Source organism: Pseudomonas sp. MPC6, assembly GCF_006094435.1.
Classification (GTDB): domain Bacteria; phylum Pseudomonadota; class Gammaproteobacteria; order Pseudomonadales; family Pseudomonadaceae; genus Aquipseudomonas.
Genome location: NZ_CP034783.1, coordinates 5,333,689 through 5,357,144, shown reverse-complemented (window position 1 = coordinate 5,357,144; position 23,456 = coordinate 5,333,689). Strand labels below are relative to the sequence as shown.

The following is a 23,456-nucleotide window of genomic DNA, read 5'->3' as shown; positions in this document are numbered from 1 at the left end:
ATCAGTTCTCCAGAACGTCGAGCACGCCCAGCGGCAGTGGCACGTCCATCACTTTGTCGAACAGCAGATAAAGACCGACGGCCATCACGCTGATAATCACTGCACTGGGCAGCCAGCGACCGCCATACAGGCGAGCCATGGGAACTCCGATCAGAATGCTGGCGACGATGAAACCAAGGGGTTCGAAGGTCCCGGCGAACACCAGCAACAGCACCACGCAAATGCCGATTTTGGTCAGGGTTTCGCGGTCCAGTTTCGGGTCGTCATCACTGTGGATGATTGGTGTCGGGCGAAACACCATGTACAGCAAGCCAAGGCCCATCAGGCCGAGCATCAGCAGCGGAAAGGCTCGAGGTCCCACCGGTTCGTAGGAAAAAGCCGCTTGATACGGCCACGCCATCAGTGCCAGGCCGATGCAGGCCAGCAACAGCACCGAAGCGAAAATGCGTTGTAAGAGCATGAGAAACTCCTGGGCCGCGCCCCCGAGAACCGGGGCCGCAGCCGCTAGACAGAGGCGATCACTGGATCAGGCCGAACTCTTTGGCCAGCACTTTGTAGTCCGCTACCTGCTTCTTCACGTAGACGTCCAGCTCCGGGCCGGTCATGGCGAACGGGAAGAGCTCGCGCTGATCGCGCAGCTTGGCGAACTCGTCGGAAGCCAGCAGTTTGTCGAAGGAGTCTTTCCACCAGGCGTAGTCTTCGTCGCTGACCTTTGGCCCGAGGTAGAACCCGCGGACCACGGGCCAGACGATGTCGTAGCCTTGCTCCTTGGCGGTCGGGATGTCCTTCATTTCCGGCTCGTCCAGACGCTTCTCGGAGAACACCGCCAGCAGGCGCATGTCGCCGCTCAGGATGTGCGGCATGGAGTCGGAGATGTCGGTGCTGCCGACCTGGATGTGGCCGCCGAGCAGCGCGGTGGCGATTTCCCCGCCACCTTCGAGGGCGACATAACGCAAGTCCCGCGGGTTGATGCCGGCGGCCTTGGCGATCAGGGCGGTCTGCATCCAGTCCTGGCTGCCGACGGTGCCGCCGGAGCCGATGACCACGGTGCTCGGGTCTTTCTTCAGCGCCTTGACCAGGTCGTCGAGGTTTTTGTAAGGCGAATCGTTTTTCACCGCGATGGCGCCATAGCTGGTGCCGACCGCCGCCAGCCAGCGCACGGCGTTTTCATCGAAACGACCGAATTTGCCCTGGGCCAGGTTCAGCAGCGAACCGCTGGACCAGGCGACCAGTGTGCCGGCGTCGGCCGGACGCTGCGCCACCACGGCGTTGTACGCCACGGCGCCGACACCGCCGGGCATGTAGGTCACGCGCATGGGTTTGCTCAGCAGCTTCTGATTCACCAGCGCGCTTTGCACCAGTTTGCAGGTCAGGTCGAAACCGCCGCCTGGCGAGGCCGGGGCGATGCATTCCGGGCGTTTGGGCTCGGCCATCAGTTGGCCGGCAAACAGCATGCAGCTGGCGGCGAGGGCAAAACGGCGCAGTGATCGATTCATTTTTTTGTCTCCACGGGAGTTGTTGTTTTTGGGGATGTTTCAGAAGCGACGGTGTTGCGCCGTGCAGCCGGGTTTGGCGCTGGCGAGCGTGAACGATGGGAAAGGAAGGGGAGGGTGAGCCTGGAGCTGTAATGACAGCATGGTGCAGTACCTCGTTATTGTTCTTATTGGCGAAAACGCATCAAGGCGTTTTTCGAGAGCTACATTTCAAAGCACGGTGTGATGGCTTGGGGTCGAAACCATCCGTGGGCCGACTCTAACGGTCGAACCTTTCGCTAACCTTTCAGCGGGCTTTCACGGTTTTCGGGCTTCACAGCGGCGGAGGCGGCTGTAAACTCCGCGCCAAACAATGGCGTCGAACATCCCTGAATGAGGTAACTAGCCATGCGTGTTCTGCTCGTCGAAGACCATCTGCAGCTCGCTGAAAGTGTCGCCCAGGCGCTCAAGAGCACCGGCCTGACCGTGGATGTGCTGCACGACGGTGTGGCGGCCGACCTGGCCTTGAGCAGCGAGGAATACGCCATGGCGATCCTCGATGTCGGCCTGCCGCGCATGGACGGTTTTGAAGTGCTGGCGCGCCTGCGGGCCCGGGGCAAGAACCTGCCGGTGCTGATGCTGACGGCCCGCAGCGACGTCAAGGACCGAGTCCATGGCCTGAACCTGGGCGCCGACGACTACCTGGCCAAACCGTTCGAACTGACCGAGCTCGAAGCCCGGGTCAAAGCCTTGCTGCGCCGCAGTGTGCTCGGTGGCGAACGTCAGCAGACCTGCGGGGTGCTGGCTTACGATCTCGACACCCGGCGCTTTACCCTGGGCGAAGAACTGCTGACCCTGACCTCCCGCGAGCAGGCGGTGCTCGAGGCCCTGATCGCCCGTCCCGGCCGGGTGATGAGCAAAGAGCAACTGGCCGCCCAGGTGTTCGGCCTGGACGAAGAGGCCAGCCCCGACGCCATCGAGATCTACGTTCATCGCCTGCGCAAGAAGCTCGACGGGTATCCGGTCGCTATCGTGACGTTCCGCGGTCTCGGCTATTTGCTGGAAAGCCGCGATGCATAAGCCCAGCAGCCTGCGCTGGCGGTTGCTGTGGAACCTCGCGCTGTTGCTGGTGGTGCTGATGCTGGCCAGTGGTTTGAGTGCGTACTGGAACGGTCGCGAAGCCGCCGACACCGCCTATGACCGGACGTTGCTGGCCTCGGCGCGGACCATCGCCGCCGGGGTGTCCCAGCGTGACGGCAGCCTCAGTGCCGATGTGCCTTACGTGGCCCTCGACACCTTTGCCTACGACAGCGCCGGGCGGATTTTCTACCTGGTCAACGACATCAACCAGAAGCTGATTTCCGGCTACGAAAACCTGCCGCCACCACCGCCGGGTACACCGCGCACGGATGACTATCCGGCGCTGGCACGCTTCTACAACGCTAAATACCAAGGGCAGAACGTACGGGTGGTCAGCCTGCTCAAGCCCGTGAGCGAGCCGAACATGAACGGCATGGCGGAAATCCGCGTAGCGGAAACCGATGAGGCGCGGGTCAGCATGGCACGCAGCCTGGCGGCGGACACCTTGCTGCGGCTGGGTATGCTGGCCATCGGAGCGTTGTTGATGGTGTGGTTCGCGGTCAGCGCGGCACTGCGCCCGCTGGAGCGCTTGCGCACAGCGGTGGAAGAGCGCCAGCCCGATGATTTGCGGCCGTTGCCGCTGGTGGAAGTGCAACACGAGTTGTGGCCGCTGGTGCGTGCGCTCAATCACTTTACCGAACGCCTGCGCGGACAGTTCGAGCGACAGGCGCAGTTCATTGCCGATGCGGCCCATGAACTGCGCACGCCCCTGGCGGCGCTCAAGGCCCGGCTCGAACTGGGCCTGCGCTCCACCGAACCGCACACCTGGCGCAGCACGCTGGAAACCGCGGCCCAGGGCACGGATCGCCTGACCCACCTGGCGAACCAGCTGCTGTCCCTGGCACGGGTGGAGAATGGCGCGCGGGCGATCGCCGAGGGCGGTGCACAGTTGCTGGACCTCAGTCAGTTGGCGCGCGAACTCGGCATGGCGATGGCGCCGTTGGCGCACAAGCGTGGCGTGGCACTGGCGCTGGAAGCGGATGAACCGGTGTGGCTGCGCGGTGAACCGACGCTGTTGAATGAATTGCTGAGCAATCTGGTGGATAACGCCCTGGCGCACACGCCACCGGGCGGCAACGTGATTTTGCGGGTGACCGCGCCGGCCGTGCTGGAGGTCGAGGACGATGGCCCCGGAATTCCGCTTGAAGAGCGTGATCGGGTGTTCGAGCGTTTCTATCGACGCAATCAGCAGGTGGCCGGGTCCGGGTTGGGCCTGGCGATTGTCGGCGAGATCTGCCGCGCGCACCTGGCGCAGATCAGCCTGCATGATGGCGAGCAGGCGGGGTTGAAGGTGCGGGTGAGTTTTATTGCGGGAGATTGATGGTGCCAGTGCCGGCCTCTTCGCGGGCAAGTCGGATCGCCGCACCGCTCGCTCCTACGGTTTGTTATGATCTGTAGGAGCGGAGCGAAGCTTTAATAAAACATCGACCGCGATTCTTCCAGTGCCCTGCATTGCACCTCGTTCTCCAGATCAATTCTCAGCTTCCTGAACGCCGGCACACTGGCCGCGTCGATTTCGGCCAGCGGGTGGTCAGTGCCCCTGTAGCAAAACAGGCAGGCCACCTGCACCAGGTCGACATAATCGACCCGTTCGGACTGGCGGTCGAAGTCCAGGTACATCCCGGGCACCTGCACCAGCATCTCCGGAAACTCCCAGACCCTGAGCAGTTTGTCGCCGATCAATGGATGGATCTGGTCGATCACATGATTCAGGCTGATCGAATCGGACAGCAGCTCATTGTGGTCTTCGGCGTAGGTCAGGATCGGCAGCACACCGATCTGATGCACCAGCCCACCGAGGGCGGCCTGATCGGGTTTGAGTCGGGTGTAACGCCGGCACAGCGCATAGCTGACCCCGGCGATTTCCAGGCTTTTGCGCCAGACGTCGCGCATTTTCTGTTCCACCACCTCGGAGCGGGCATGGAAAATCTGTTCCATCACCAGGCCGATCGCCAGGTTGCTGCTGTAATTGACGCCCAGGCGAGTGATCGCCGTGTGCAGGTCAGTGACTTCCCGGATCGCGCGCAGCAGCGGGCTGTTGACCACCTTGATCAGGCGCGCCGACAACGCGGTATCGCGAGCGATCACTTTGCTGAGCGTACTGACGCTGATTTCCGGGTCTTCGGCGGCCTTGCGAATCTGCAAGGCCACTTCCGGTAATGTTGGCAGAACCAGGTCATCGTTATCGATGGCCGCAACCAAATCCTGTTGGACCTTATCCGCCAGCTTGCTCATTTCGACTCTCTGGGTATTGCGACAAGTGCTGCATTCAGCGCTGGATTTCGCGATCGCGGTCCAGTTGATAAGGCAGGTCGAGCAGGTGCAAGGCTGGCCCTTCGAGCGCGCCCAGGTGAATATCGCCACCTTCTGCTGCTTCGGCTTGCAGCACGGCCAGGAGTTCAATGTTTTGCCCGGCGCGGGCGGCAAGCACCACTTCGCCGATAGCGCTGCCATGGGTCGGCGAAAACAGCGGTGTACCGGGTTCCGGCAATTGGTCGGCATCCAGGTGCAGGCGATACAGGCGGCGCTTGAGTTTGCCCAGGTACTGCATCCGCGCGACGATTTCCTGGCCGGTGTAGCACCCTTTCTTGAAACTCACGCCACCGACGGCTTGCAGGTTGAGCATCTGCGGGATGAACAGTTCACGCGTGCCCGGCATGACCTGACCGATCCCGGCGCGGACCTGGCCCAACAACCATTGATTCAGATCGCCTTCGGTCAGCAGCGCCGACAGCTTGCCCTTGAGGACGTCCGCTTGATCGGCGCCGGCCCAGAGTTCGGCGCGATCGGGCGAGACGCGGATGGCAATCAGGCCATCCTTGCGCACGACACTGTCGGTTTCTGTCGGCAGCCCAAGACCCAGGCCGAGCAGTGCGGCATCGCCATGCTCGATGCCGAAGCGCACCCAGGCGGCGCTTTCATCGGTCAATTTGGATTTGGAGAACACCGCGTACTTTTTCAGGTCCGCCAGTTGTGGCTCCAGCAACTCGCTGGCCATGGCCAGCACGACGCCGTCACCTTCCAGCAGGATGCGGAAACTCGACTGCATCCGGCCTTTTTGCGTGCAGCGCGCGCCAAGGCTGGCCCGGGTGTCGCTCAGGTAATCGAGGTTGCAGGTCAGTTGGCCTTGCAGGAATTTACCGGCATCCGCGCCGCGGACCGCGAGAACGCCTTCGTGAGACAGGGTGCAGAAAAAAGCTGAGTCGGCCATGGGTCATCGCAGGATAAAAAGTCTGGGGGACATCATAAGGGGGCGCCCATGAAATGGGTAGTTCACAAAAGACCCTGTTGCCTGACCAAAGCCGAGTGTTCGACGGAGCATGGGGCTGTATACTTGCCGCCTATTTGAGGAGCGCTCCATGGTCGAAGATGTTGAACTGAATCGCCTCTACTGGCACAGCCGTCGCGGCATGCTTGAACTTGACGTGTTGCTGGTGCCGTTCGTGAAAGAGGTTTATCCGCACCTCAACGAAGTCGACCGCGCCTGCTACGTCAGGTTGCTCGAATGCGAAGATCAGGACATGTTCGGCTGGTTCATGGAACGCGCCGAATCGGAAGATCCGGAGCTGCAGCGCATGGTGCGCATGATCCTGGATCGTGTCCAGCCCAAGTAATTCGTTCGAATGCCGCTGGCACGCCTCACGGCTGCTGCTGGCGGTGTACCTGTTGGCCCAGCTGTTCGCGCTGGGTGCGTTGTGTCTGCTGTCGATACCGGTCTGGGCCAGTCTGCTCGGCGTTTCGTTGTGCGTGGCGCACGGCGTGCGGGTGTTGCCGCGGCAGATTCTGCTGACGCACCCCCGGGCGTTTCGCGGCTTGCGTCGCGATGGGGATGGCTGGCAGTTGTGGAACCAGGCAGCGGGCTGGCAACCGGTGCAACTGCGGCCGGACAGCCTGGCGCTCCCCTTGATCGTGGTGCTGCGTTTTCGTCTGCGGGGCGAGTGGCATGACCGATCGATCTGTGTGCCCCGGGATTCGCAGGCGGCGGATCTGCACCGACGCCTGCGGGTCCGGCTCACATTCAGTCGGCGTAGGTGGGCGGCACCAGAATAGTGTCGAGGGCGTCCGGCAGCATGTTCGGGTAGTCGAGGGTGTAATGCAGGCCGCGACTTTCCTTGCGCTCCATGGCTGACTGAATCATCAGCTCGGCCACCTGGGCCAGGTTACGCAACTCGATCAGGTCGCGACTGACCTTGTAATTGCTGTAGAACTCGTCGATCTCGTCCAGCAACAGGCGCACGCGGTGCTGGGCTCGCTGCAGGCGCTTGTTGGTGCGCACGATTCCCACGTAGTCCCACATGAATCGCCGCAGCTCATCCCAGTTGTGCGCAATGATCACGTCTTCGTCGGAATCGGTGACCTGGCTCGCATCCCAGACGGGCAGGGCGGCAGGAATCGACACCTGGGGCAACTGCTCAAGAATGTCTGCCGCTGCCGAGCGCGCGTAAACGAAGCACTCCAGCAAGGAGTTGCTGGCCATGCGGTTGGCTCCGTGCAGGCCGGTGAAACTGGTTTCGCCAATGGCGTAGAGGCCCGGCACGTCGGTGCGGCCCTGCTGATCGACCATCACGCCGCCGCAGGTGTAGTGCGCCGCCGGCACCACCGGGATCGGTTGCTTGGTGATGTCGATGGAAAACTCGAGGCAGCGCTCGTACACCGTCGGGAAATGAGCCTTGATGAAGGCTTCGGGCTTATGGCTGATGTCCAGGTAAACGCAATCGATACCCAGGCGCTTCATCTCGTGGTCGATGGCCCGGGCGACGATGTCCCGGGGGGCCAGTTCGGCGCGTGGGTCGAAGCGCTGCATGAAGCGTTCGCCGTTGGGCAGCTTCAGGTGCGCACCCTCGCCGCGCAGGGCTTCGGTGACCAGGAAGCTCTTGGCTTGCGGGTGATAGAGGCAGGTGGGGTGGAACTGGTTGAATTCCAGATTGGCTACCCGGCAGCCGGAGCGCCAGGCCATGGCGATGCCGTCACCACAGGCGCCGTCAGGGTTGCTGGTATAGAGGTAGACCTTGGCGGCGCCGCCGGACGCGAGGATCACAAAGCGCGCGCCGTAGGTGTCGACTTCTCCTGTGCCCCGATTGAGCACGTAGGCGCCGAGACAGCGGTCGCCTTCCAGGCCCAGGCGTTTTTCGGTGATCAGGTCGATCGCAACCCGCTGTTCCAGCAGTTCGATGTTCGGCCGTTGCCGGGCTTTGTCGAGCAAGGTCTTGAAAATCGCGGCGCCCGTGGCATCGGCGGCATGGATGATGCGCCGATGACTGTGGCCTCCTTCACGGGTCAGGTGGAACTCGAATCCACCGTCCTCGGTACCTGACTGTTCATCGCGGGTAAACGGCACGCCCTGGTCGATCAACCATTGAATGGCTTCTTTGCTGTGCTCGACGGTAAAGCGCACGGCGTCTTCGTGACACAGGCCGCCGCCGGCATTGAGCGTGTCATCGACGTGGGACTCAACGGTGTCGGTGTCATCCAGGACGGCTGCGACACCGCCCTGGGCCCAGAAAGTCGAGCCATTGGCGAGGTTGCCTTTGCTCAGTACGGCAATGCGCAAATGATCGGGCAAGGTCAGCGCAAGGCTCAAGCCGGCAGCGCCGCTGCCAATTACCAGAACATCATGTTGAAACTGTTGGCTCATTTCAGGATTCCGCTCTAAGCGACCCGGGTCGGGGTTGGCGCATGACACCTGGATCGGCGAGTCAAGACAGCCACACAGCCCACTAGTATATAGAGGGGGGGAGCGGCACAATAGCCGAGCCTGTATGGCATTGTGAAACTACTGTGACGGAAAAAAGGGGACGCTTCGTCGGATGGTTTCTCCCCGGTTCGGCGACACCCTCACTGTATCGTGGATTTAACACTCTTTTCTGTCCACGGTTGCACAATGTCGGCTGGCTCCGGCTATAAATATTTGGAACTTTTGCCAAAGGCCCAAGATCAATAGAAGGTTGCCTGAATCAAGGGACAGTGTCGGCTTCAGTTGCAGGATCGTGGTTGGATCCTCACCGGCGAAACCGATGACAAGATTATTCGCGCAGCCGGGTTAACTCGCGCTGCGCTTTTCGTGCGTGCCAAATCAGAGCCCGCAGGAAACTTGCTTGGAGGGGGAGAACTTTTGCGAAAAGCCCGAGTCTATGTTTGCAAGCCTGGTCGTTTAGTCATGCAAGCCTCCTTCGAGCTTATCGAGGAGTGTTCATGCTAACCCAGGAAGAGGATCAGCAGCTGGTCGAACGCGTACAGCGCGGCGACAAGCGAGCTTTCGATCTGCTAGTGCTGAAATACCAGCACAAAATTCTCGGGTTGATCGTGCGATTCGTGCACGACACCCATGAAGCCCAGGATGTGGCACAGGAAGCCTTTATCAAGGCGTACCGTGCGCTTGGAAATTTTCGCGGGGACAGTGCGTTTTATACGTGGCTTTACCGCATCGCCATTAACACGGCGAAAAACTATTTGGTTTCACGCGGCCGCCGGCCGCCTGATAGCGATGTCAGTTCCGAAGATGCAGAGTTCTACGATGGCGATCATGGCCTCAAGGACCTCGAGTCGCCTGAACGTGCACTGCTGCGCGATGAGATCGAAGGCACTGTCCATCGAACCATCCAGCAACTTCCAGAAGATTTGCGTACCGCTTTAACTTTACGTGAATTCGATGGTCTGAGTTACGAGGACATTGCGGCCGTCATGCAATGTCCGGTGGGTACCGTGCGCTCCCGGATTTTCCGCGCTCGGGAAGCCATCGATAAAGCCCTGCAGCCGTTGTTGCAGGAAAACTGAGACAGCGGCGACAGCCAAGAGAGGAACGCCATGAGTCGTGAAGCCCTGCAGGAATCGCTGTCCGCAGTGATGGATAACGAAGCGGACGAATTGGAATTGCGTCGGGTGTTGAATGCCTTCGACGATGTTGAAACTCGTGAAACCTGGGCTCGTTATCAAATCGCTCGGGCAGTGATGCACAAGGATCTGCTGCTTCCACGCCTGGACATTGCCGCGGCAGTTTCCGCTGCATTGGCTGACGAAGCCGTACCGGCAAAAGCTACTCGTGGTCCATGGCGCAGCCTGGGTCGCCTGGCAGTCGCTGCTTCGGTCACCGTTGCAGTATTGGCAGGTGTCCGTCTGTACAATCAGGACGATATCGCAGGTGTCGAACTGGCCCAGCAATCCACCCAACAGGGTCTGGTTGCACCTCAGGCCAAGGGTCCAGCTGTATTGGCAGGCTATAGTGAGAGTTCGGATGCCACCGGCCCCATGGCCAATGGCGTATTGCAAGGTCAGCCAGGCTGGCACGATCAGCGTTTGCCAGGCTACTTGCGCCAACATGCTCAGCAGGCCGCACTGAAAGGTACTGAAAGTGCATTGCCGTACGCTCGTGCAGCAAGTCTGGAAAACCGTTAAGGAGGACCATGCGCTCCATACCTTTACTTACGCTTGTGCTCGGTGGCTGGTTCATTGTTCCAGCCCACGCCGATGAAGCCCAGGACTGGTTGACCCGTCTGGGTCAGGCCGAGCAGCAGCAAAGCTTTCACGGTACTTTCGTCTACGAGCGTAACGGCAGTTTTTCTACCCACAACATCTGGCACCGCGTCCAGGATGGCAAGGTCCGCGAGCGTTTACTCCAGCTCGACGGTTCGGCCCAGGAAGTCGTGCGCATTGATGGGCATACTCAATGCGTCAGCGGCACCCTGATTGCAGGGCTCGGGGATACCCCGAATTCCGCCGCTCGTGCACTCGATCCTCAAAAGCTCAAGAATTGGTATGACCTTGCCGTCATTGGCAAGTCGCGTGTGGCCGGGCGTTCGGCAGTGATCATTTCCCTGACGCCTCGCGATCAGCATCGCTATGGGTTTGAACTGCATCTGGATAAAGAAACCGGCCTGCCTCTCAAGTCATTGCTGATCAATGACAAAGGGCAGTTGCTGGAGCGATTCCAGTTCACGCAGCTCAATACCACTGACGTGCCCGCGGACAGAGACTTGCAGCCGGGCGACGACTGCAAGGCGCTCGCCCTCGAAAGCGACAAGGCTTCTGCAGCCAAGGTTGCCCAGGCCTGGCATTCGGATTGGTTGCCACCCGGTTTCGAGCTGACCAGCAGTACCGCACGCAAGGATCCGCAGACCAAGATCCAGGTCAACAGTCTGATGTATGACGATGGTCTGGCCCGTTTCTCGGTATTCCTCGAGCCACTGGATGGCGCAGCCGTCACCGATACTCGCGTTCAGATGGGCCCGACCGTGGCCGTATCCCGGCGCTTGAGTACCTCTGAGGGCGAAATGATGGTTACGGTGGTCGGAGAAATTCCCGCTGGCACCGCTGAACGCATTGCGCTGTCGATGCGCAGTGATAACGCTGCCACCAGCAAGCAGTGAGCTGATTTCGGCCCTTTTCACCTCGTTGGCGAGACGTCGAAATGTTTGCTGAGCATTTTCATTTGCAAATATCCCGAAAATTTTTTATAGGTCAGAGCACCTTGGCTCTGGCCTTGTTTGTTGTTCCCGGAACAAAAATGCCGGCCTGTCGTGACCGGTGTTCCTTGCTCCATATCGCTTAACCCTGCTCGTCGTAATGGGAGCTGTATGTCGATACTCAGTTTGAAGTCTTATCTCTCGGTTGTTGCCACCGTACTGGTGCTGGGTCAGGCGGTTCCTGCGCTAGCGGTCGAACTGCCTGATTTTACGCAGTTGGTCGAGCAGGCCTCGCCGGCGGTCGTGAACATCAGTACCACGCAGAAACTGCCGGACCGTAAAGTGAACCAGCAGATGCCCGACCTTGAGGGCTTGCCGCCGATGCTGCGCGAGTTCTTCGAGCGCGGCATGCCGCCACAACCGCGTACGCCACGGGGTGACCGTCAGCGTGAAGCCCAGTCCCTGGGGTCGGGTTTCATCATCTCGCCCGACGGCTACATCCTGACCAACAACCATGTGATTGCCGATGCCGACGAAATCCTCGTCCGCCTGGCTGACCGCAGCGAATTGAAAGCCAAGCTGGTCGGCACCGATCCGCGTTCCGACGTGGCCCTGCTGAAAATCGAAGGCAAAGGCCTGCCGGTGCTGAAACTCGGCAAATCCCAGGACCTGAAGGCCGGCCAATGGGTGGTGGCGATCGGCTCGCCGTTCGGTTTCGACCACACCGTGACCCAGGGCATCGTCAGCGCCATCGGTCGCAGCCTGCCGAACGAAAACTATGTGCCGTTCATCCAGACCGACGTGCCGATCAACCCGGGTAACTCCGGTGGTCCGCTGTTCAACCTGGCGGGCGAGGTGGTGGGGATCAACTCGCAGATCTACACCCGTTCCGGCGGCTTCATGGGCGTATCGTTCGCGATTCCGATCGACGTCGCCATGGACGTATCCAACCAGCTGAAAAGCGGCGGCAAGGTCAGCCGTGGCTGGTTGGGCGTGGTCATTCAGGAAGTGAACAAGGACCTGGCCGAATCGTTCGGTCTTGAAAAGCCTGCCGGTGCGCTGGTGGCCCAGATCCAGGATGACGGCCCGGCTGCCAAGGGCGGTCTGCAAGTCGGCGATGTGATCCTGAGCATGAACGGTCAACCGATCGTCATGTCCGCCGACCTGCCGCACCTGGTTGGCGCGCTGAAGGCCGGCTCGAAAGCCGATCTGGAAGTGATCCGCGAAGGCAAGCGCAAGAACGTCGCACTGACGGTTGGCGCTATTCCTGAAGAAGGCAAAGAGCTGGACGCCGAGCCAAAATCCGGTGTCGAGACCAGCAGCAATCGCCTGGGTGTTTCCGTGGCCGAGCTGACCGATGAGCAGAAGAAAACCTTCGACCTCAAGGGCGGCGTAGTCATCAAGGAAGTCCAGGACGGTCCTGCCGCCCTGATCGGCTTGCAGCCTGGCGATGTGATCACCCACCTGAACAATCAGGCGATCGGTTCCACCAAGGAGTTCACCGACATCGCCAAGGCGCTGCCGAAGAACCGCTCGGTGTCGATGCGGGTTCTGCGTCAAGGTCGCGCCAGCTTCATCACCTTCAAGCTGGCTGAATAGTCCGGTTGTTACTGTAGGAGCGAGCTTGCTCGCGAAGGTCTCAAGGGCGACGCGTTCATCCAGAAAGAACGCGTCATCGTTGACGTCCATCGCGAGCAAGCTTGCTCCTACAAAGGCAAAGGCATCGTCAGTTGTTGGTTGAATAAAAAAACCGCCTCGAAAGGGCGGTTTTTTTACGCGTTCGCAAAAGCGTCAGCCCATCATGTCCTTGATCATGCGCTCCTGCTCCATCAACTCCCGTTGCCGGGCGTCGATCCGCGACGACAGCGGGAAGTTGGTGCCGGCCTTGCGCTTGGCGAAGTCCAGTTGCTGAATGGCCTGGCGGTAGTCGCCGACCAGGGCAAAGTACTCGGCGCGGGCCTGGTGCAAACCGATAATGTTGCCCGACAAGCCACGAGTCTCGGCCACCATGTACCAGACGTCCGGATCGTCCGGCCGACTCTTGAGCAGATTCTCCAGGGCCTTTTCCGCTTCGGGCGCACGGTTTTGCTTGAGCAGCAGGTCGACACGCACTGAATTCAGCGGATAGTTGCCGGGATATTGAGTCAACATCCGGTCCACCCGGGATTGAGCATCGGGCAGCCGATTGTTGGTGATATCCAGATCGACCTGAGCCAGGTTGTAGATGATCTCGTTCGGCGACTTGGCCAGCAGCGTCGCCAGGTTTTCCCGAGCTTCGTTCAACTGGCCGCCCTTGATCTGGGCGATCGCCAGGCCATAGCGCGCGACATCGTTTTTCGGGTTTTCATCCAGCTGGGCGCGGAAGCGCTTGGCGCCCAGGCCCGGGGTTTCTTCATAGATCAGCTGGACCCGTGCCCGGATCAGCTGATAACGCATGGTGTCTTCAATGCCGCCCGGCTTGGCCTGCTCGGCACGGTTGCGGGTGTCGGCGATCCGCGATTCGGTGACCGGGTGAGTCAGCAGGAATTCCGGTGGCTTGGCGTCAAAGCGGTATTGGCGCGACAAACGCTCGAACATGGTCGGCATCGAGCGCGGGTCGTAACCGGCTTTTTCCAGATTGAGAATGCCGATACGGTCGGCTTCCTGTTCGTTCTGCCGCGAAAAGCGCCGCTGTTCCTGAATCGCCGCTGCCTGCGTGCCGGCAATGGCCGCGATCCCGGCGTCGCCGGCACCGGCCGCGGCAATCACGATCCCGGCCAGCAGGGCGGCCATCATCGGTACCTGCATCCGCTGCTGGGCTTCGACGCCACGGGCAAAGTGACGCTGCGACAAGTGAGCCAGTTCGTGAGCCAGTACCGAGGCGTATTCGCCTTCGGTCTGGGCATTGAGGAACAGACCGCCGTTGACCCCGACAATCCCGCCCGGTGCCGCGAAGGCGTTGAGCTGCGGGCTGTTGATCAGGATGAACTCCAGGCGCCGGTCATTGACCTGGCTGGTCTCCACCAGGCGGTAGACGCTGGATTCGACGTAGTCCTTGAGCTGTGGGTCGTTCAGTTGGGACACCTGGCTACGCAACAGCGCCAGCCAGGCCCGGCCCAACTGGTGTTCCTGTTGCGGCGAGACGATGGCAGAACTGGCGTCGCCGAGTGACGGCAGGTCGTCGGCGAAGCCCGGTGAGGCGAGCAGGCAAGCGAGCGTCAGCAGGGTAGGGCGCAGAAATGTCATGCACAAAGCCTTAGTCGACAAAGACCTTACTGTAGCCGGACAGTACGCTTCGGACCAGATATTCTAAGCCTCTCGACCACCTGACCGGAGTGATGCAATGACCGATGCCGTAGCCCATGACGCCGAACTCGACGCCAGCGGCCTCAATTGTCCGCTGCCGTTACTCAAGGCCAAACTGGAACTCAATCGCATGACCAGCGGCGCAGTGCTCAAGGTAATCGCCACCGATGCGGGCTCGCAGCGCGACTTTCGCACCTTTGCCCGATTGGCCGGTCATACGCTACTGCGTGAAGAAGATGAGGCGGGCGTTTACCGCTATTGGCTGAAAAAAGCCTGAACCTGCTGCGATCGTTGCTAAGGGATTATTGATGTTCAAGGTGTTACGCGACTGGATTCAGCGCTATTTTTCCGACGAAGAAGCCGTGGTGCTTGCCGTGCTGCTGTTTCTGGCGTTTACCGCCGTCCTGACGCTCGGTGGCATGCTCGCCCCGGTACTTGCCGGGATGGTGCTGGCGTATCTGATGCAGGGCCTGGTGGTGACGCTGGAGCGCATGCGTGTGCCGGGCGGCGCGGCGGTCGGGCTGGTCTTTGCGTTATTCATGGGGCTGCTGCTGGTGTTCATCGTGGTCGTGGTGCCGTTGCTCTGGCATCAACTGATCACCTTGTTCAACGAATTGCCCGGCATGCTCGCCAAATGGCAGTCACTGTTATTGCTGCTGCCCGAGCGTTACCCGCATCTGGTGTCCGATGAGCAGGTGCTGCGGGCCATCGAAGTGGCGCGGGGCGAGATCGGCAATTTCGGCCAGTGGGCGCTGACGTACTCGCTGTCGAGCCTGCCGCTGCTGGTCAACATCATGATCTACCTGGTACTGGTACCGATCCTGGTGTTTTTCTTTCTCAAGGACCGGGAAATGATCGGCCAGTGGGTGCGCGGCTACCTGCCTCGCGAACGGGCGCTGATCACCCGCGTCGCCCGGGAGATGAACCGGCAGATCGCCAACTACATTCGCGGCAAAGGCATCGAGATCGTCATTTGCGGCGGCGCGACTTACATCGGTTTCGTGGTGCTGGGGCTCAACTATGCGGCGCTGCTGGCGTTGCTGGTGGGCGTGTCGGTGGTGGTGCCCTATGTCGGCGCCGTGGTGGTGACCGTGCCAGTGCTGTTGATCGCCCTGTTCCAGTGGGGCTGGAGCGATCAGTTCATCTATTTGATGGCGGTCTACGGCATTATCCAGGTCCTGGACGGCAACGTGCTGGTGCCGCTGTTGTTCTCGGAAGCGGTCAACCTGCATCCGGTGGCAATCATCTGCGCGGTGCTGTTGTTTGGCGGGTTGTGGGGGTTTTGGGGGGTGTTCTTTGCGATTCCCCTGGCGACGCTGTTCAAGGCTGTGCTGGATGCGTGGCCGCGCAAGGAGCCGGTGGTGGCGCCGCTGCTTTAACTGCCAGCTCTGAATCTTCAGTGGGGTTGATGGCCTCTTCGCTGGCAAGCCAGCTCCTACAGGTTTGCGTCGATCGCACGATTTGGCACGACACAATCCCTGTAGGAGCTGGCTTGCCAGCGAAGGCGTCCGAACAGACGCCAGATGAATCAGGCTTTATCGAGCGCCTGGGCAGCCGCCAGAACCGCATCCACATGCCCCGGCACCTTCACCCCCCGCCATTCCTGACGCAGCACCCCATCCTTATCGATCAGGAACGTGCTGCGATCAACCCCCATGTATTCCTTGCCATACAGCTTCTTCAACTTGATCACGTCGAACAGCTGGCACAGCGCTTCTTCCTTGTCGCTGATCAGCTCGAAGGTGAACGCCTGCTTGGCCTTGAAGTTCTCGTGGGATTTCAGGCTGTCGCGGGACACGCCGAAGACTTCGGTATTGGCCGCTTTAAAGGCGTCAAGCTGATCACGAAAGCCCTGGCCCTGGGTGGTGCAGCCCGGCGTGCTGTCCTTCGGATAGAAGTAAATCACCACCTGCTTGCCTTTGAGGCCCGCCAGGCTGACGGTCTGCCCATTGGTGGCGGGTGCTTCGAAATCGGCAACCGGTTGGTCGATGGCAACGGCCATGAAAGCTTCCTTACATTGGGTTTTGTGGGCGCCACGGTTCGATCAGGGCGTCCAGGTTCAGCGCGTCGGCGAAATCCAGGAACTGATCGCGCAGCCAGCTGATCTGCACGCCGGCCGGCAAGGTCACGGTAAACGTGGCATTGAGCATGGTGCCGCCGGTCTGGGGTGCCTGATAGGTGTCGCAGGTCAGGTTTTCCAGCTCGACGTTGTGGTCCATGAAGAACTGGCACAGCTCGTTGATGATGTCCGAGCGGTAGGCCGAGCTGACATAAGCGACGTACGGCAGGGCCTGGGGGCGATTCTCCAGCGCCGCACTGCGCACCACATTGACGGTGAAGGCGTGCTTCTTGGCGAGGCTCGACAGGCTGCCTTCCAGGCGCGCCAGGGCGTCCCAGCTGCCGGAGATCTCGAGGACCAACGCACTGCACTCGCCATGACGGGTCAGGCGAGAGGTAACCACGGCGCAGCGGTTTTCATGGCTGGCGCGGCACAGGACGTTAGTCAGCTCCATGGGGTTGGCGCCGAGGGCACTGATGACAAGGAATTGTTCGCGAACTGTGGGGGTGGACATGCAGCATTCCTAAAGCGATGAGCGGTCGATACTTTTATGGGCTTTTTTGCCGGGGCGAGCCTGCGGATGCGAATTCAGAAAACCCGGGCCGGAAGGTTGCAACCTGCTCCAGAGTGGCAAGAGCGAAGGGCGGCAACGCTGGATCGGGGCTTGTGATGCCGAAAATGGAGGCTGGAACCCGGCTTGCGAGCTTATCAGTACCGATCAAAGTCTGAAGGGTAGCGAAAAGCAGCGCCAAGGGGAATGGCAGCAGCGCAGTACTTCGCTTGTACAAGCATCTTGGCGCCAGTACCATTACCGCTCTCTTTTTCCGGCAGGAGCGGTTGCATGATTGCGGGCAGTATGGTGGCACTGGTCACACCCATGGATGCACAAGGTCGTCTCGACTGGGACAGCCTGAGCAAACTGGTGGACTTTCACCTGCAAAACGGCACCCACGCCATCGTGGCGGTCGGCACTACAGGTGAATCGGCCACCCTTGACGTGAACGAGCACATCGAAGTGATTCGTTACGTGGTGAAGCAGGTTGCAGGGCGCATTCCGGTGATCGCCGGGACTGGCGCGAACTCGACTCGTGAAGCCATCGAGCTGACCACCAATGCGAAGATCGCCGGCGCCGATGCCTGCCTGCTGGTGACTCCGTATTACAACAAGCCGACCCAGGAAGGCCTGTACCAGCACTTCAAGGCCATCGCCGAAGCCGTCGACATCCCGCAGATCCTGTATAACGTGCCTGGCCGCACCGCGTGCGACATGCTGGCCGACACCGTGATCCGCCTGTCGACCGTGAAAAACATCATCGGCATCAAGGAAGCCACCGGCGACATGTCCCGTGCCAAAGCCATCATCGACGGCGTCAGCAAGGACTTCCTGGTGGTATCCGGCGACGACGCCACCGCGGTCGAGCTGATGCTGCTGGGCGGCAAAGGCAATATCTCGGTGACCGCCAACGTCGCGCCGCGCGACATGGCCGACATGTGCAATGCCGCCCTGAAGGGCGATGCCGTCACGGCCCGCGCGATCCACGAAAAGCTGATGCCGCTCAATAAAACCCTGTTTATCGAATCCAACCCTATTCCCGTGAAATGGGCGCTGCATGAAATGGGCTTGATGCCGGACGGTATCCGTCTGCCGCTCACCTGGCTCAGCGCTGCCTGTCACGAACCGCTGCGGCAGGCCATGCGCCAGTCCGGCGTCCTGGTTTAATTGAGGAAGCACTACGCATGAAGCGATTGGCCGGACTTTCCGCACTTGCCTTGATTATCTCCAGCACCAGTGGCTGTGGATGGGTCTGGGGCCCGGAAGGTTATTTCCGTGACCGTGGCAGCGATTACCTGGAAGCGCAACAGACTGCACCGATGCAATTGCCGCCGGACGTCAACACCGCCAAGCGTCTGGATCCCCTGTTGCCGATCCCGCGCAACGTGGCCGACGACACCGCCAAGGGCGAATACGTCGTGCCGCGTCCGCAGCCGCTGACCGCCGGAGCCGACGCCGCTGGCGCCTACTCGCTGCAGAAGACCGGTGACACGCGCTGGATCGTGGCCCAGAGCCCGCCGGCCGAAGTCTGGCCAGTGGCCGTGCAGTTCTTCCAGGACAATGGTTTCCGTCTGGACGAACAGCGCCCGCAAACCGGTGAATTCACCACCACCTGGCAGCATTCCGACGAACTGTCGGCCGCGATGGCCAAGCGCCTGAGCGCCGCCGGTGTCGGCACCGACAGCGAATCGCGCGTGCGGGTCCGCATCGAACCTGGCGTGCAGCGCAATACCAGTGAAGTCTATGTGGTCAGCGCCCAGCGTCCTGCCGGCAGCACCGCCGACGTGGCCTTCACCAACCGTTCGGTCAACACTGGCCTGGACGCGGCACTGGTCGACGACATGCTCGCAAGCATGAGCCGCACGTCGGAGAAGGGCGGTTCGGTCTCCATGCTGGCTTCCCGTGATTTCGATACGCCAAGTCGCGTCAGCCTGAGCGAAGACGGCAGCGGCAACCCTGTGCTGAACGTCGGTACGGACCTGGATCGTGCCTGGTCGAGCGTCGGTCGTGCGCTGGAACAGGGCGAATGGCGGGTTGAAGACATCAACCGCAGCCTGGGCCTGTACTACATCAACCTGGCGGAAAAAGCCGAGAAGGCAGACGACAAGCCTGGTTTCTTCAGCAGCCTGTTCGGCAGCGCGCCGGACAAGGAAGCCGTCGAAGCCCGTGCCGAGCGTTATCAGGTTCGCCTGAGCAAGGTGGGCGAAAACGTCCAGGTCACCGTCGAGAAAAACATCAACACCGTGGCGCCGGCTGACGTGGCGCGCAAAGTGTTGAGCGTGATTCAGGACAACCTGGGCTGATCTCTCATGCGTTTTGCCGTTCTCGGCAGCGGTAGCCAAGGGAACGGCACGCTGATAGCCAGCGCTGACACGTACGTGCTGGTGGATTGTGGTTTCTCCTTGCGGGAAACCGAAAAACGCCTGTTGCGCCTGGGTGTAAACCCGGCGCAACTGAGCGCGATACTCGTGACCCACGAACATGCCGATCATGTGCATGGCGTGGGTTTACTGTCTCGGCGTTACAATCTGCCGGTCTACCTCAGTCGCGGCACACTGCGCGGGATGCGCAAACCGATTGAACCGGCCGGCCTTCTGGCGGGCGGCGAGCAACTGCAGATCGGCAACCTGAGCATCGGTGTCATTGCCGTGGCCCACGATGCGCAAGAGCCGACGCAATACGTCTTCAGTGACGGTGAGCGGCGCTTCGGCCTGTTGACCGACCTGGGCTCGTATTGCAACAAGGTGCTGGACGGCTATCGGGACCTCGATGCATTGATGATCGAGTCCAACCATTGCCGTGACATGCTGGCTCGCGGTCACTACCCCTACTTTCTCAAGCAGCGGGTAGGCGGCGAACTGGGACATTTGAACAACCACCAGGCGGCATTCCTGGTGTCCGAGTTGGGCTGGCAAGGCCTGCAACACCTGGTCCTGGCCCATCTGAGCAGCAAGAACAACCTGCCGCAGCTGGCCCGGCAATGTTTTGTCGACACCCTCGGGTGCGACCCGGACTGGCTGCAACTGGCCGATCAAGATTCAGGGCTCGACTGGCGACACATCGCCTAGCCCACCTACTTAGCAAGCGGAGCCCATCATGGAAAAACGTGAAGAACTCTACCGCGGCAAAGCCAAATCGGTTTACAAGACCGACGACGCTGACCGCTTGATCCTGCTGTTTCGCAACGACACCTCGGCGTTCGACGGCAAGCGCATCGAACAGCTCGACCGTAAAGGCATGGTGAACAACAAGTTCAACGCCTTCATCATGCAGAAACTCGAAGCCGCCGGCGTGCCGACCCAATTCGACAAACTGCTGGGCGACAACGAATGCCTGGTGAAAAAACTCGACATGATCCCGGTCGAGTGCGTCGTGCGTAACTACGCCGCCGGCAGCCTGGTCAAGCGCCTGGGCGTCGAAGAGGGCATGAAGCTCAACCCTTACACCTTCGAACTGTTCCTGAAGGACGACGCCAAGGGCGACCCGTTCATCAACGAATCCCACGTCGTGGCCTTCGGTTGGGGCACCGCCGAGCAACTGGTTCGCATGAAAGAACTGTCGCTCAAGGTCAACGAAGTCCTGAGCAAACTGTTCGACGACGCCGGCCTGCTGCTGGTCGACTTCAAACTCGAATTCGGCGTGTTCTCCGACGGCTCCATCGTCCTGGGCGACGAATTCAGCCCGGACGGCTGCCGCCTGTGGGACAAGGCCACCGGCAAGAAAATGGACAAGGACCGCTTCCGCCAGGGCCTCGGTGATGTCATCGAAGCCTACGAAGAAGTCGCCAATCGTCTGGGCGTACCGCTTTAATCGACGCAAGCATCTGATAGCACAGAAATATTTCGCTTAGGGGGTTCGCTTCCGGCGAAAGTGTTGTTATGATGCGCGCCGTTGGAGAGATGCCAGAGTGGCCGAATGGGACGGATTCGAAATCCGTTGTACCTTCACCGGTACCTAGGGTTCGAATCCCTATCTCTCCGCCATTACATGGAAAAAGCCCCGTAGCTGAAAAGTTACGGGGCTTTTTCGTTTCTAGCGTTTCGTAATAGGGGGTTTTTTTAGCTGCACGCTCTCAACCGCAGTTGGAGGCCCCAGAAAGCGCGAGTCTTGTCGGAGAGAGGCTGACCGCTATTTTGCTGACTTTTTAGCTTTCCAGGTAGGTCGTGGCGAAACAGCCTTAACCACATCATCGATCAGCGCTTTTCCCATTGCAGTCAAATAGTGTGCGGCCCAAGATTTGAGGAGCTGCCGCATTCGATACCAAGCTAATGGGTGGCAGCTGTACGCAGGTTGGTAAACCGGGGAATCAAGGAAACCGGCACGTCCGAAGACGTCCCACGCACAGCCGCCATAAAACAGAATTGCAGATGAGAAAAAACATCCGCAATCGTGTTGGAGGCGCTGTTACGCCATATTCCACCGGGTTACCAAGCCCGGTCGCTGAATGTGCAGCGACGTCTGGAGAGTATCCCGCCGAGATATGGCCAACAAGGCGGTAACTGCCCAAAAGCGCAGCAAGCGAACCCCCTTACGTAGTTCTCGGATTTTGCCTACAACTTCATCGAGAGTCACCCAGATATTCTGGGGCGCGTATCGAGTCGCTTTTTGGCGCGGTTGGTGCCAAGACCATTGAAGGCAATGGGTCGTGGGTACGCTTCGAACTGAACGGTGTGGTTGCTACCTTTCACCGGCCTCACCCAGACAAAGAAGCGAAGCCCTACCAGGTTCGTGATGCGCGGGCTTTCCTTGAACAAGCAGGAGTCACCCCATGAACGTAATGAACTATCAAGGCTATGCCGCCCGAATTGAATACAGCGACGAAGACGGTCTGTTTGTCGGCCACATCGCGGGTATCAAGGATATCGTTGGCTTTCATGGCGAGTCAGTACGGGAGCTTCGAGAAGCCTTTGAAGAGGCCGTCACCGATTATCTGGATACGTGTGCCAAGCTCGGCCGGACGCCGCAGAAACCTTATTCGGGCAATCTCAGTCTTCGTTTGGCGCCAGCGCTCCACGCTACCGTTGCCGTAAAAGCTCAGCTGGCTCGCAAAGGTATCAATCAGTGGGTGGCTGACGTTCTTGATCGTGAGGCGCATGCCTGACGAAATGGTATGGGGGGCGCACCCGAAATATAGGGACGACTCGGAATTTGATCTGCAAAACTCCCTCCTGCAGATACATGTATATAACGCGGCATCACGCGGTTGATGCGAACGATGTCGACAGCGATCCACTTCATTCAAGCCGTCGCGGATTTCAGAAACGCCAAGTCATGTTTCCGGTCACGGTTTGTATCCAGGCGTTGTCGAACTGGCCCGAAGTGCGGTTGCCCGATAGAGGTTTAGTCTGATCCACCGGCATATCGCCGAGCCAGATCAAGGCCCAACTGACGTTGACGTCCGTGTCCTCGTTCAGCGCATAGGTGGCGCCCGTCCCCAGGCGCCAGGATTCGGCCATGGGCACGGTAAAGGTGCGATCGCCATCGGACACCGCACTGCTGTCGTACGCTACGCCGAAATTCCACAGCAACTGCGGGGTGGCCTGGAATTGCCCGCCAAGCGACACGTGCCAAGTGTCTTTGTAGTGGGCATCGATCGTGGTAGATACCGCATCGATCGCCGTGGTGTCGACCCGGGCCGCGATCTCGCCGAATTCCGACCAATCCTGCCAGTTGACCGAGGCGAGCAGGGCCCAGCGTGGGTCGAGTTGCTGGAACAGGCTCAATGTGACGGTTTGTGGCACCGTCATGTCGAGTTCGGTGTTGGTGCCGTCCAGGCGCTGCAGGAGCGGGCCGTTACCCTTTACGTCCAGGCCGTCTTCGAACTTCAGGTCGACCTTGCTGGTATAGGTCAGGCCGATGCGCGTGCCGGGTTGCGGGGCATAGATGACCCCCACGTTCGCGCCAAAGCCCCAATCGTTATCCTTGTACTTGTATTGTCCATCGCCGCGGTCGGTAAGGGCGAAGGGTGAGCGGTCGATGGCCGTCTGGGCTTGCAGCATGCCGTACATGGCTTTAACGCCTATGCCCACCGACCATTGGTCATTGAAGCGGTAGGCCAGGCTTGGCACAAAAGACACTCCGAGGAGGCTGGAATTCTGTGCGAAGTAGCGCCCGGACCAGTCGTTGTCGTAATTGACGGCAAGACCGAAGTCACCGTAGTTGCCGAAGCCCACGCTCCAATGATCATCAAGTTGATGGCTAATGAAAAAACTGGCACCCGGCATCGGGTCAAGGGCAGCGCCACTGCCACTGCCCACGACGTTGGTGTCGTCGTCGCGATTGAATTTGAGGTTGCCGTAGAGCACCTGCAAGCCACCTGTGATCTGCGTGCCCGGCAGGTAGCTCATGCCTGCCGGATTGCTGGCAATCGTCGAAGGGCCTTGAGCCCTGGCGGCGGAACCGGCGTTGGCTAGGCCGACGTTATCGGTACCGATTTCGTAAAGCATGATCCCGCCAGCCCATGCTTGCTGAGAGCACAGGACGAGTAATGTACAAGCGGGCAAGGTAGTCATTTTTGTCGGCATACATTCACCTTGCCAACTGTTTTC

Annotated in this window: 25 protein-coding genes, 1 tRNA gene and 1 pseudogene; 17 read left to right on the top strand and 10 right to left on the bottom strand. The window is 60.2% G+C overall.

What is annotated here, in order from left to right:
- Position 1: 1 nt before the first annotated feature.
- Positions 2-460 (bottom strand): tripartite tricarboxylate transporter TctB family protein, encoded by a 459-nt coding sequence (locus tag ELQ88_RS26820; protein ID WP_128869760.1) that lies wholly within the window; start codon positions 458-460, stop codon positions 2-4.
- Positions 461-518: 58 nt separating this feature from the next.
- Positions 519-1,496 (bottom strand): tripartite tricarboxylate transporter substrate binding protein, encoded by a 978-nt coding sequence (locus tag ELQ88_RS26815; protein ID WP_138968777.1) that lies wholly within the window; start codon positions 1,494-1,496, stop codon positions 519-521.
- Positions 1,497-1,880: 384 nt separating this feature from the next.
- Here ELQ88_RS26815 and ELQ88_RS26810 point away from each other — a divergent pair, with 384 nt between their 5' ends.
- A complete protein-coding gene (locus ELQ88_RS26810; protein ID WP_138968775.1) occupies positions 1,881-2,552 on the top strand; it encodes a response regulator in 672 nt (223 codons plus the stop codon).
- The gene (locus ELQ88_RS26805) at positions 2,545-3,933 is read left to right on the top strand and encodes a sensor histidine kinase (protein WP_138968773.1); all 1,389 of its coding nucleotides are present in this window, start codon (positions 2,545-2,547) and stop codon (positions 3,931-3,933) included. The genes ELQ88_RS26810 and ELQ88_RS26805 overlap by 8 nt, the downstream gene beginning before the upstream one ends.
- Positions 3,934-4,025: 92 nt before the next feature.
- Here ELQ88_RS26805 and ELQ88_RS26800 read toward each other — a convergent pair whose 3' ends face one another.
- Together ELQ88_RS26800 and ELQ88_RS26795 are read right to left on the bottom strand one after the other, a co-directional pair.
- The gene (locus ELQ88_RS26800) at positions 4,026-4,847 is read right to left on the bottom strand and encodes an HDOD domain-containing protein (protein ID WP_138968771.1); all 822 of its coding nucleotides are present in this window, start codon (positions 4,845-4,847) and stop codon (positions 4,026-4,028) included.
- 34 nt (positions 4,848-4,881) lie between these two features.
- Positions 4,882-5,823 (bottom strand): folate-binding protein YgfZ, encoded by a 942-nt coding sequence (locus ELQ88_RS26795; protein ID WP_128869763.1) that lies wholly within the window; start codon positions 5,821-5,823, stop codon positions 4,882-4,884.
- 148 nt (positions 5,824-5,971) lie between these two features.
- Between ELQ88_RS26795 and ELQ88_RS26790 the strand changes: the two genes are divergently transcribed.
- Together ELQ88_RS26790 and ELQ88_RS26785 are read left to right on the top strand one after the other, a co-directional pair.
- Positions 5,972-6,226 (top strand): succinate dehydrogenase assembly factor 2, encoded by a 255-nt coding sequence (locus ELQ88_RS26790; protein WP_007898624.1) that lies wholly within the window; start codon positions 5,972-5,974, stop codon positions 6,224-6,226.
- Positions 6,210-6,662 carry a protein YgfX gene (locus ELQ88_RS26785; RefSeq protein ID WP_138968769.1) on the top strand — a complete coding sequence of 151 codons (453 nt, stop codon included), beginning with the start codon at positions 6,210-6,212 and terminating at the stop codon, positions 6,660-6,662. The genes ELQ88_RS26790 and ELQ88_RS26785 overlap by 17 nt, the downstream gene beginning before the upstream one ends.
- Here the strand turns inward: ELQ88_RS26785 and nadB are convergent.
- Entirely contained in the window at positions 6,631-8,247 is a 1,617-nt protein-coding gene (gene nadB / locus ELQ88_RS26780) for an L-aspartate oxidase (RefSeq protein ID WP_128869765.1), read from the bottom strand. The two genes, ELQ88_RS26785 and nadB, sit on opposite strands and share 32 nt — an antisense overlap.
- A gap of 557 nt (positions 8,248-8,804) precedes the next feature.
- Between nadB and rpoE the strand changes: the two genes are divergently transcribed.
- The 4 genes from rpoE (at position 8,805) to ELQ88_RS26760 (ending at position 12,610) form a co-directional block, all read left to right on the top strand.
- Positions 8,805-9,386 carry an RNA polymerase sigma factor RpoE gene (gene rpoE, locus ELQ88_RS26775; protein ID WP_007944079.1) on the top strand — a complete coding sequence of 194 codons (582 nt, stop codon included), beginning with the start codon at positions 8,805-8,807 and terminating at the stop codon, positions 9,384-9,386.
- A gap of 30 nt (positions 9,387-9,416) precedes the next feature.
- Entirely contained in the window at positions 9,417-10,004 is a 588-nt protein-coding gene (locus ELQ88_RS26770; RefSeq protein ID WP_128869766.1) for an RseA family anti-sigma factor, read from the top strand.
- Positions 10,005-10,012: 8 nt separating this feature from the next.
- Positions 10,013-10,975, top strand: a complete 963-nt coding sequence (locus ELQ88_RS26765; protein WP_138968767.1) for a MucB/RseB C-terminal domain-containing protein — start codon at positions 10,013-10,015, stop codon at positions 10,973-10,975.
- 207 nt (positions 10,976-11,182) lie between these two features.
- Positions 11,183-12,610, top strand: a complete 1,428-nt coding sequence (locus ELQ88_RS26760; protein WP_128869768.1) for a DegQ family serine endoprotease — start codon at positions 11,183-11,185, stop codon at positions 12,608-12,610.
- 192 nt (positions 12,611-12,802) lie between these two features.
- On the opposite strand, the gene ELQ88_RS26755 is transcribed toward ELQ88_RS26760, so the two are convergent.
- A complete protein-coding gene (locus tag ELQ88_RS26755) occupies positions 12,803-14,236 on the bottom strand; it encodes a M48 family metalloprotease (protein ID WP_128869769.1) in 1,434 nt (477 codons plus the stop codon).
- Between the two features lie 97 nt (positions 14,237-14,333).
- Between ELQ88_RS26755 and ELQ88_RS26750 the strand changes: the two genes are divergently transcribed.
- Together ELQ88_RS26750 and ELQ88_RS26745 are read left to right on the top strand one after the other, a co-directional pair.
- Positions 14,334-14,573, top strand: coding sequence for a sulfurtransferase TusA family protein (locus tag ELQ88_RS26750; protein ID WP_128869770.1), 240 nt, complete (start codon positions 14,334-14,336; stop codon positions 14,571-14,573).
- A gap of 31 nt (positions 14,574-14,604) precedes the next feature.
- Entirely contained in the window at positions 14,605-15,675 is a 1,071-nt protein-coding gene (locus tag ELQ88_RS26745) for an AI-2E family transporter (protein WP_138968765.1), read from the top strand.
- Between the two features lie 149 nt (positions 15,676-15,824).
- Here the strand turns inward: ELQ88_RS26745 and ELQ88_RS26740 are convergent, their stop codons facing one another.
- Both ELQ88_RS26740 and ELQ88_RS26735 read right to left on the bottom strand, forming a co-directional pair.
- Positions 15,825-16,298: a peroxiredoxin gene (locus ELQ88_RS26740; RefSeq protein WP_128871995.1), complete on the bottom strand. Its 474-nt coding sequence runs from the start codon at positions 16,296-16,298 to the stop codon at positions 15,825-15,827.
- Positions 16,299-16,308: 10 nt separating this feature from the next.
- Positions 16,309-16,869, bottom strand: a complete 561-nt coding sequence (locus ELQ88_RS26735) for a glycine cleavage system protein R (protein ID WP_019692529.1) — start codon at positions 16,867-16,869, stop codon at positions 16,309-16,311.
- Positions 16,870-17,196: 327 nt separating this feature from the next.
- Between ELQ88_RS26735 and dapA the strand changes: the two genes are divergently transcribed.
- The 5 genes from dapA to ELQ88_RS26705 all read left to right on the top strand — a co-directional run bounded on the left by dapA (position 17,197) and on the right by ELQ88_RS26705 (position 20,891).
- Positions 17,197-18,075, top strand: a complete 879-nt coding sequence (dapA, locus tag ELQ88_RS26725; RefSeq protein WP_128871996.1) for a 4-hydroxy-tetrahydrodipicolinate synthase — start codon at positions 17,197-17,199, stop codon at positions 18,073-18,075.
- A gap of 17 nt (positions 18,076-18,092) precedes the next feature.
- Positions 18,093-19,211 carry an outer membrane protein assembly factor BamC gene (gene bamC / locus ELQ88_RS26720; RefSeq protein ID WP_128871997.1) on the top strand — a complete coding sequence of 373 codons (1,119 nt, stop codon included), beginning with the start codon at positions 18,093-18,095 and terminating at the stop codon, positions 19,209-19,211.
- Between the two features lie 6 nt (positions 19,212-19,217).
- Positions 19,218-19,976: an MBL fold metallo-hydrolase gene (locus tag ELQ88_RS26715; RefSeq protein WP_128871998.1), complete on the top strand. Its 759-nt coding sequence runs from the start codon at positions 19,218-19,220 to the stop codon at positions 19,974-19,976.
- A 28-nt stretch (positions 19,977-20,004) separates the two neighbouring features.
- Positions 20,005-20,718, top strand: coding sequence for a phosphoribosylaminoimidazolesuccinocarboxamide synthase (purC, locus tag ELQ88_RS26710; RefSeq protein WP_007898671.1), 714 nt, complete (start codon positions 20,005-20,007; stop codon positions 20,716-20,718).
- Between the two features lie 83 nt (positions 20,719-20,801).
- A tRNA-Ser gene (locus ELQ88_RS26705) sits at positions 20,802-20,891 on the top strand.
- Positions 20,892-21,036: 145 nt separating this feature from the next.
- Here the strand turns inward: ELQ88_RS26705 and ELQ88_RS26700 are convergent.
- Positions 21,037-21,144, bottom strand: a pseudogene (locus ELQ88_RS26700) (DUF3077 domain-containing protein); the annotation flags it as partial.
- A gap of 356 nt (positions 21,145-21,500) precedes the next feature.
- On the opposite strand from ELQ88_RS26700, the gene ELQ88_RS26695 reads away from it, so the two are divergent.
- A complete protein-coding gene (locus tag ELQ88_RS26695; RefSeq protein WP_138969585.1) occupies positions 21,501-21,680 on the top strand; it encodes a type II toxin-antitoxin system HicA family toxin in 180 nt (59 codons plus the stop codon).
- Positions 21,677-22,009, top strand: a complete 333-nt coding sequence (locus tag ELQ88_RS26690; protein WP_138968761.1) for a type II toxin-antitoxin system HicB family antitoxin — start codon at positions 21,677-21,679, stop codon at positions 22,007-22,009. The genes ELQ88_RS26695 and ELQ88_RS26690 overlap by 4 nt, the downstream gene beginning before the upstream one ends.
- A gap of 154 nt (positions 22,010-22,163) precedes the next feature.
- On the opposite strand, the gene ELQ88_RS26685 is transcribed toward ELQ88_RS26690, so the two are convergent.
- Positions 22,164-23,432, bottom strand: a complete 1,269-nt coding sequence (locus tag ELQ88_RS26685; protein ID WP_138968759.1) for an OmpP1/FadL family transporter — start codon at positions 23,430-23,432, stop codon at positions 22,164-22,166.
- Between the last annotated feature and the right edge of the window lie 24 nt (positions 23,433-23,456).

Coding starts and splice junctions, on each gene's coding strand:
- ELQ88_RS26820 (WP_128869760.1), bottom strand. CDS start 460: ATGCTCTTACAACGCATTTTCGCTTCGGTGCTGTTGCTGGCCTGCATC.
- ELQ88_RS26815 (WP_138968777.1), bottom strand. CDS start 1,496: ATGAATCGATCACTGCGCCGTTTTGCCCTCGCCGCCAGCTGCATGCTG.
- ELQ88_RS26810 (WP_138968775.1), top strand. CDS start 1,881: ATGCGTGTTCTGCTCGTCGAAGACCATCTGCAGCTCGCTGAAAGTGTC.
- ELQ88_RS26805 (WP_138968773.1), top strand. CDS start 2,545: ATGCATAAGCCCAGCAGCCTGCGCTGGCGGTTGCTGTGGAACCTCGCG.
- ELQ88_RS26800 (WP_138968771.1), bottom strand. CDS start 4,847: ATGAGCAAGCTGGCGGATAAGGTCCAACAGGATTTGGTTGCGGCCATC.
- ELQ88_RS26795 (WP_128869763.1), bottom strand. CDS start 5,823: ATGGCCGACTCAGCTTTTTTCTGCACCCTGTCTCACGAAGGCGTTCTC.
- ELQ88_RS26790 (WP_007898624.1), top strand. CDS start 5,972: ATGGTCGAAGATGTTGAACTGAATCGCCTCTACTGGCACAGCCGTCGC.
- nadB (WP_128869765.1), bottom strand. CDS start 8,247: ATGAGCCAACAGTTTCAACATGATGTTCTGGTAATTGGCAGCGGCGCT.
- rpoE (WP_007944079.1), top strand. CDS start 8,805: ATGCTAACCCAGGAAGAGGATCAGCAGCTGGTCGAACGCGTACAGCGC.
- ELQ88_RS26770 (WP_128869766.1), top strand. CDS start 9,417: ATGAGTCGTGAAGCCCTGCAGGAATCGCTGTCCGCAGTGATGGATAAC.
- ELQ88_RS26765 (WP_138968767.1), top strand. CDS start 10,013: ATGCGCTCCATACCTTTACTTACGCTTGTGCTCGGTGGCTGGTTCATT.
- ELQ88_RS26760 (WP_128869768.1), top strand. CDS start 11,183: ATGTCGATACTCAGTTTGAAGTCTTATCTCTCGGTTGTTGCCACCGTA.
- ELQ88_RS26755 (WP_128869769.1), bottom strand. CDS start 14,236: ATGACATTTCTGCGCCCTACCCTGCTGACGCTCGCTTGCCTGCTCGCC.
- ELQ88_RS26750 (WP_128869770.1), top strand. CDS start 14,334: ATGACCGATGCCGTAGCCCATGACGCCGAACTCGACGCCAGCGGCCTC.
- ELQ88_RS26745 (WP_138968765.1), top strand. CDS start 14,605: ATGTTCAAGGTGTTACGCGACTGGATTCAGCGCTATTTTTCCGACGAA.
- ELQ88_RS26740 (WP_128871995.1), bottom strand. CDS start 16,298: ATGGCCGTTGCCATCGACCAACCGGTTGCCGATTTCGAAGCACCCGCC.
- ELQ88_RS26735 (WP_019692529.1), bottom strand. CDS start 16,869: ATGTCCACCCCCACAGTTCGCGAACAATTCCTTGTCATCAGTGCCCTC.
- dapA (WP_128871996.1), top strand. CDS start 17,197: ATGATTGCGGGCAGTATGGTGGCACTGGTCACACCCATGGATGCACAA.
- bamC (WP_128871997.1), top strand. CDS start 18,093: ATGAAGCGATTGGCCGGACTTTCCGCACTTGCCTTGATTATCTCCAGC.
- ELQ88_RS26715 (WP_128871998.1), top strand. CDS start 19,218: ATGCGTTTTGCCGTTCTCGGCAGCGGTAGCCAAGGGAACGGCACGCTG.
- purC (WP_007898671.1), top strand. CDS start 20,005: ATGGAAAAACGTGAAGAACTCTACCGCGGCAAAGCCAAATCGGTTTAC.
- ELQ88_RS26690 (WP_138968761.1), top strand. CDS start 21,677: ATGAACGTAATGAACTATCAAGGCTATGCCGCCCGAATTGAATACAGC.
- ELQ88_RS26685 (WP_138968759.1), bottom strand. CDS start 23,432: ATGCCGACAAAAATGACTACCTTGCCCGCTTGTACATTACTCGTCCTG.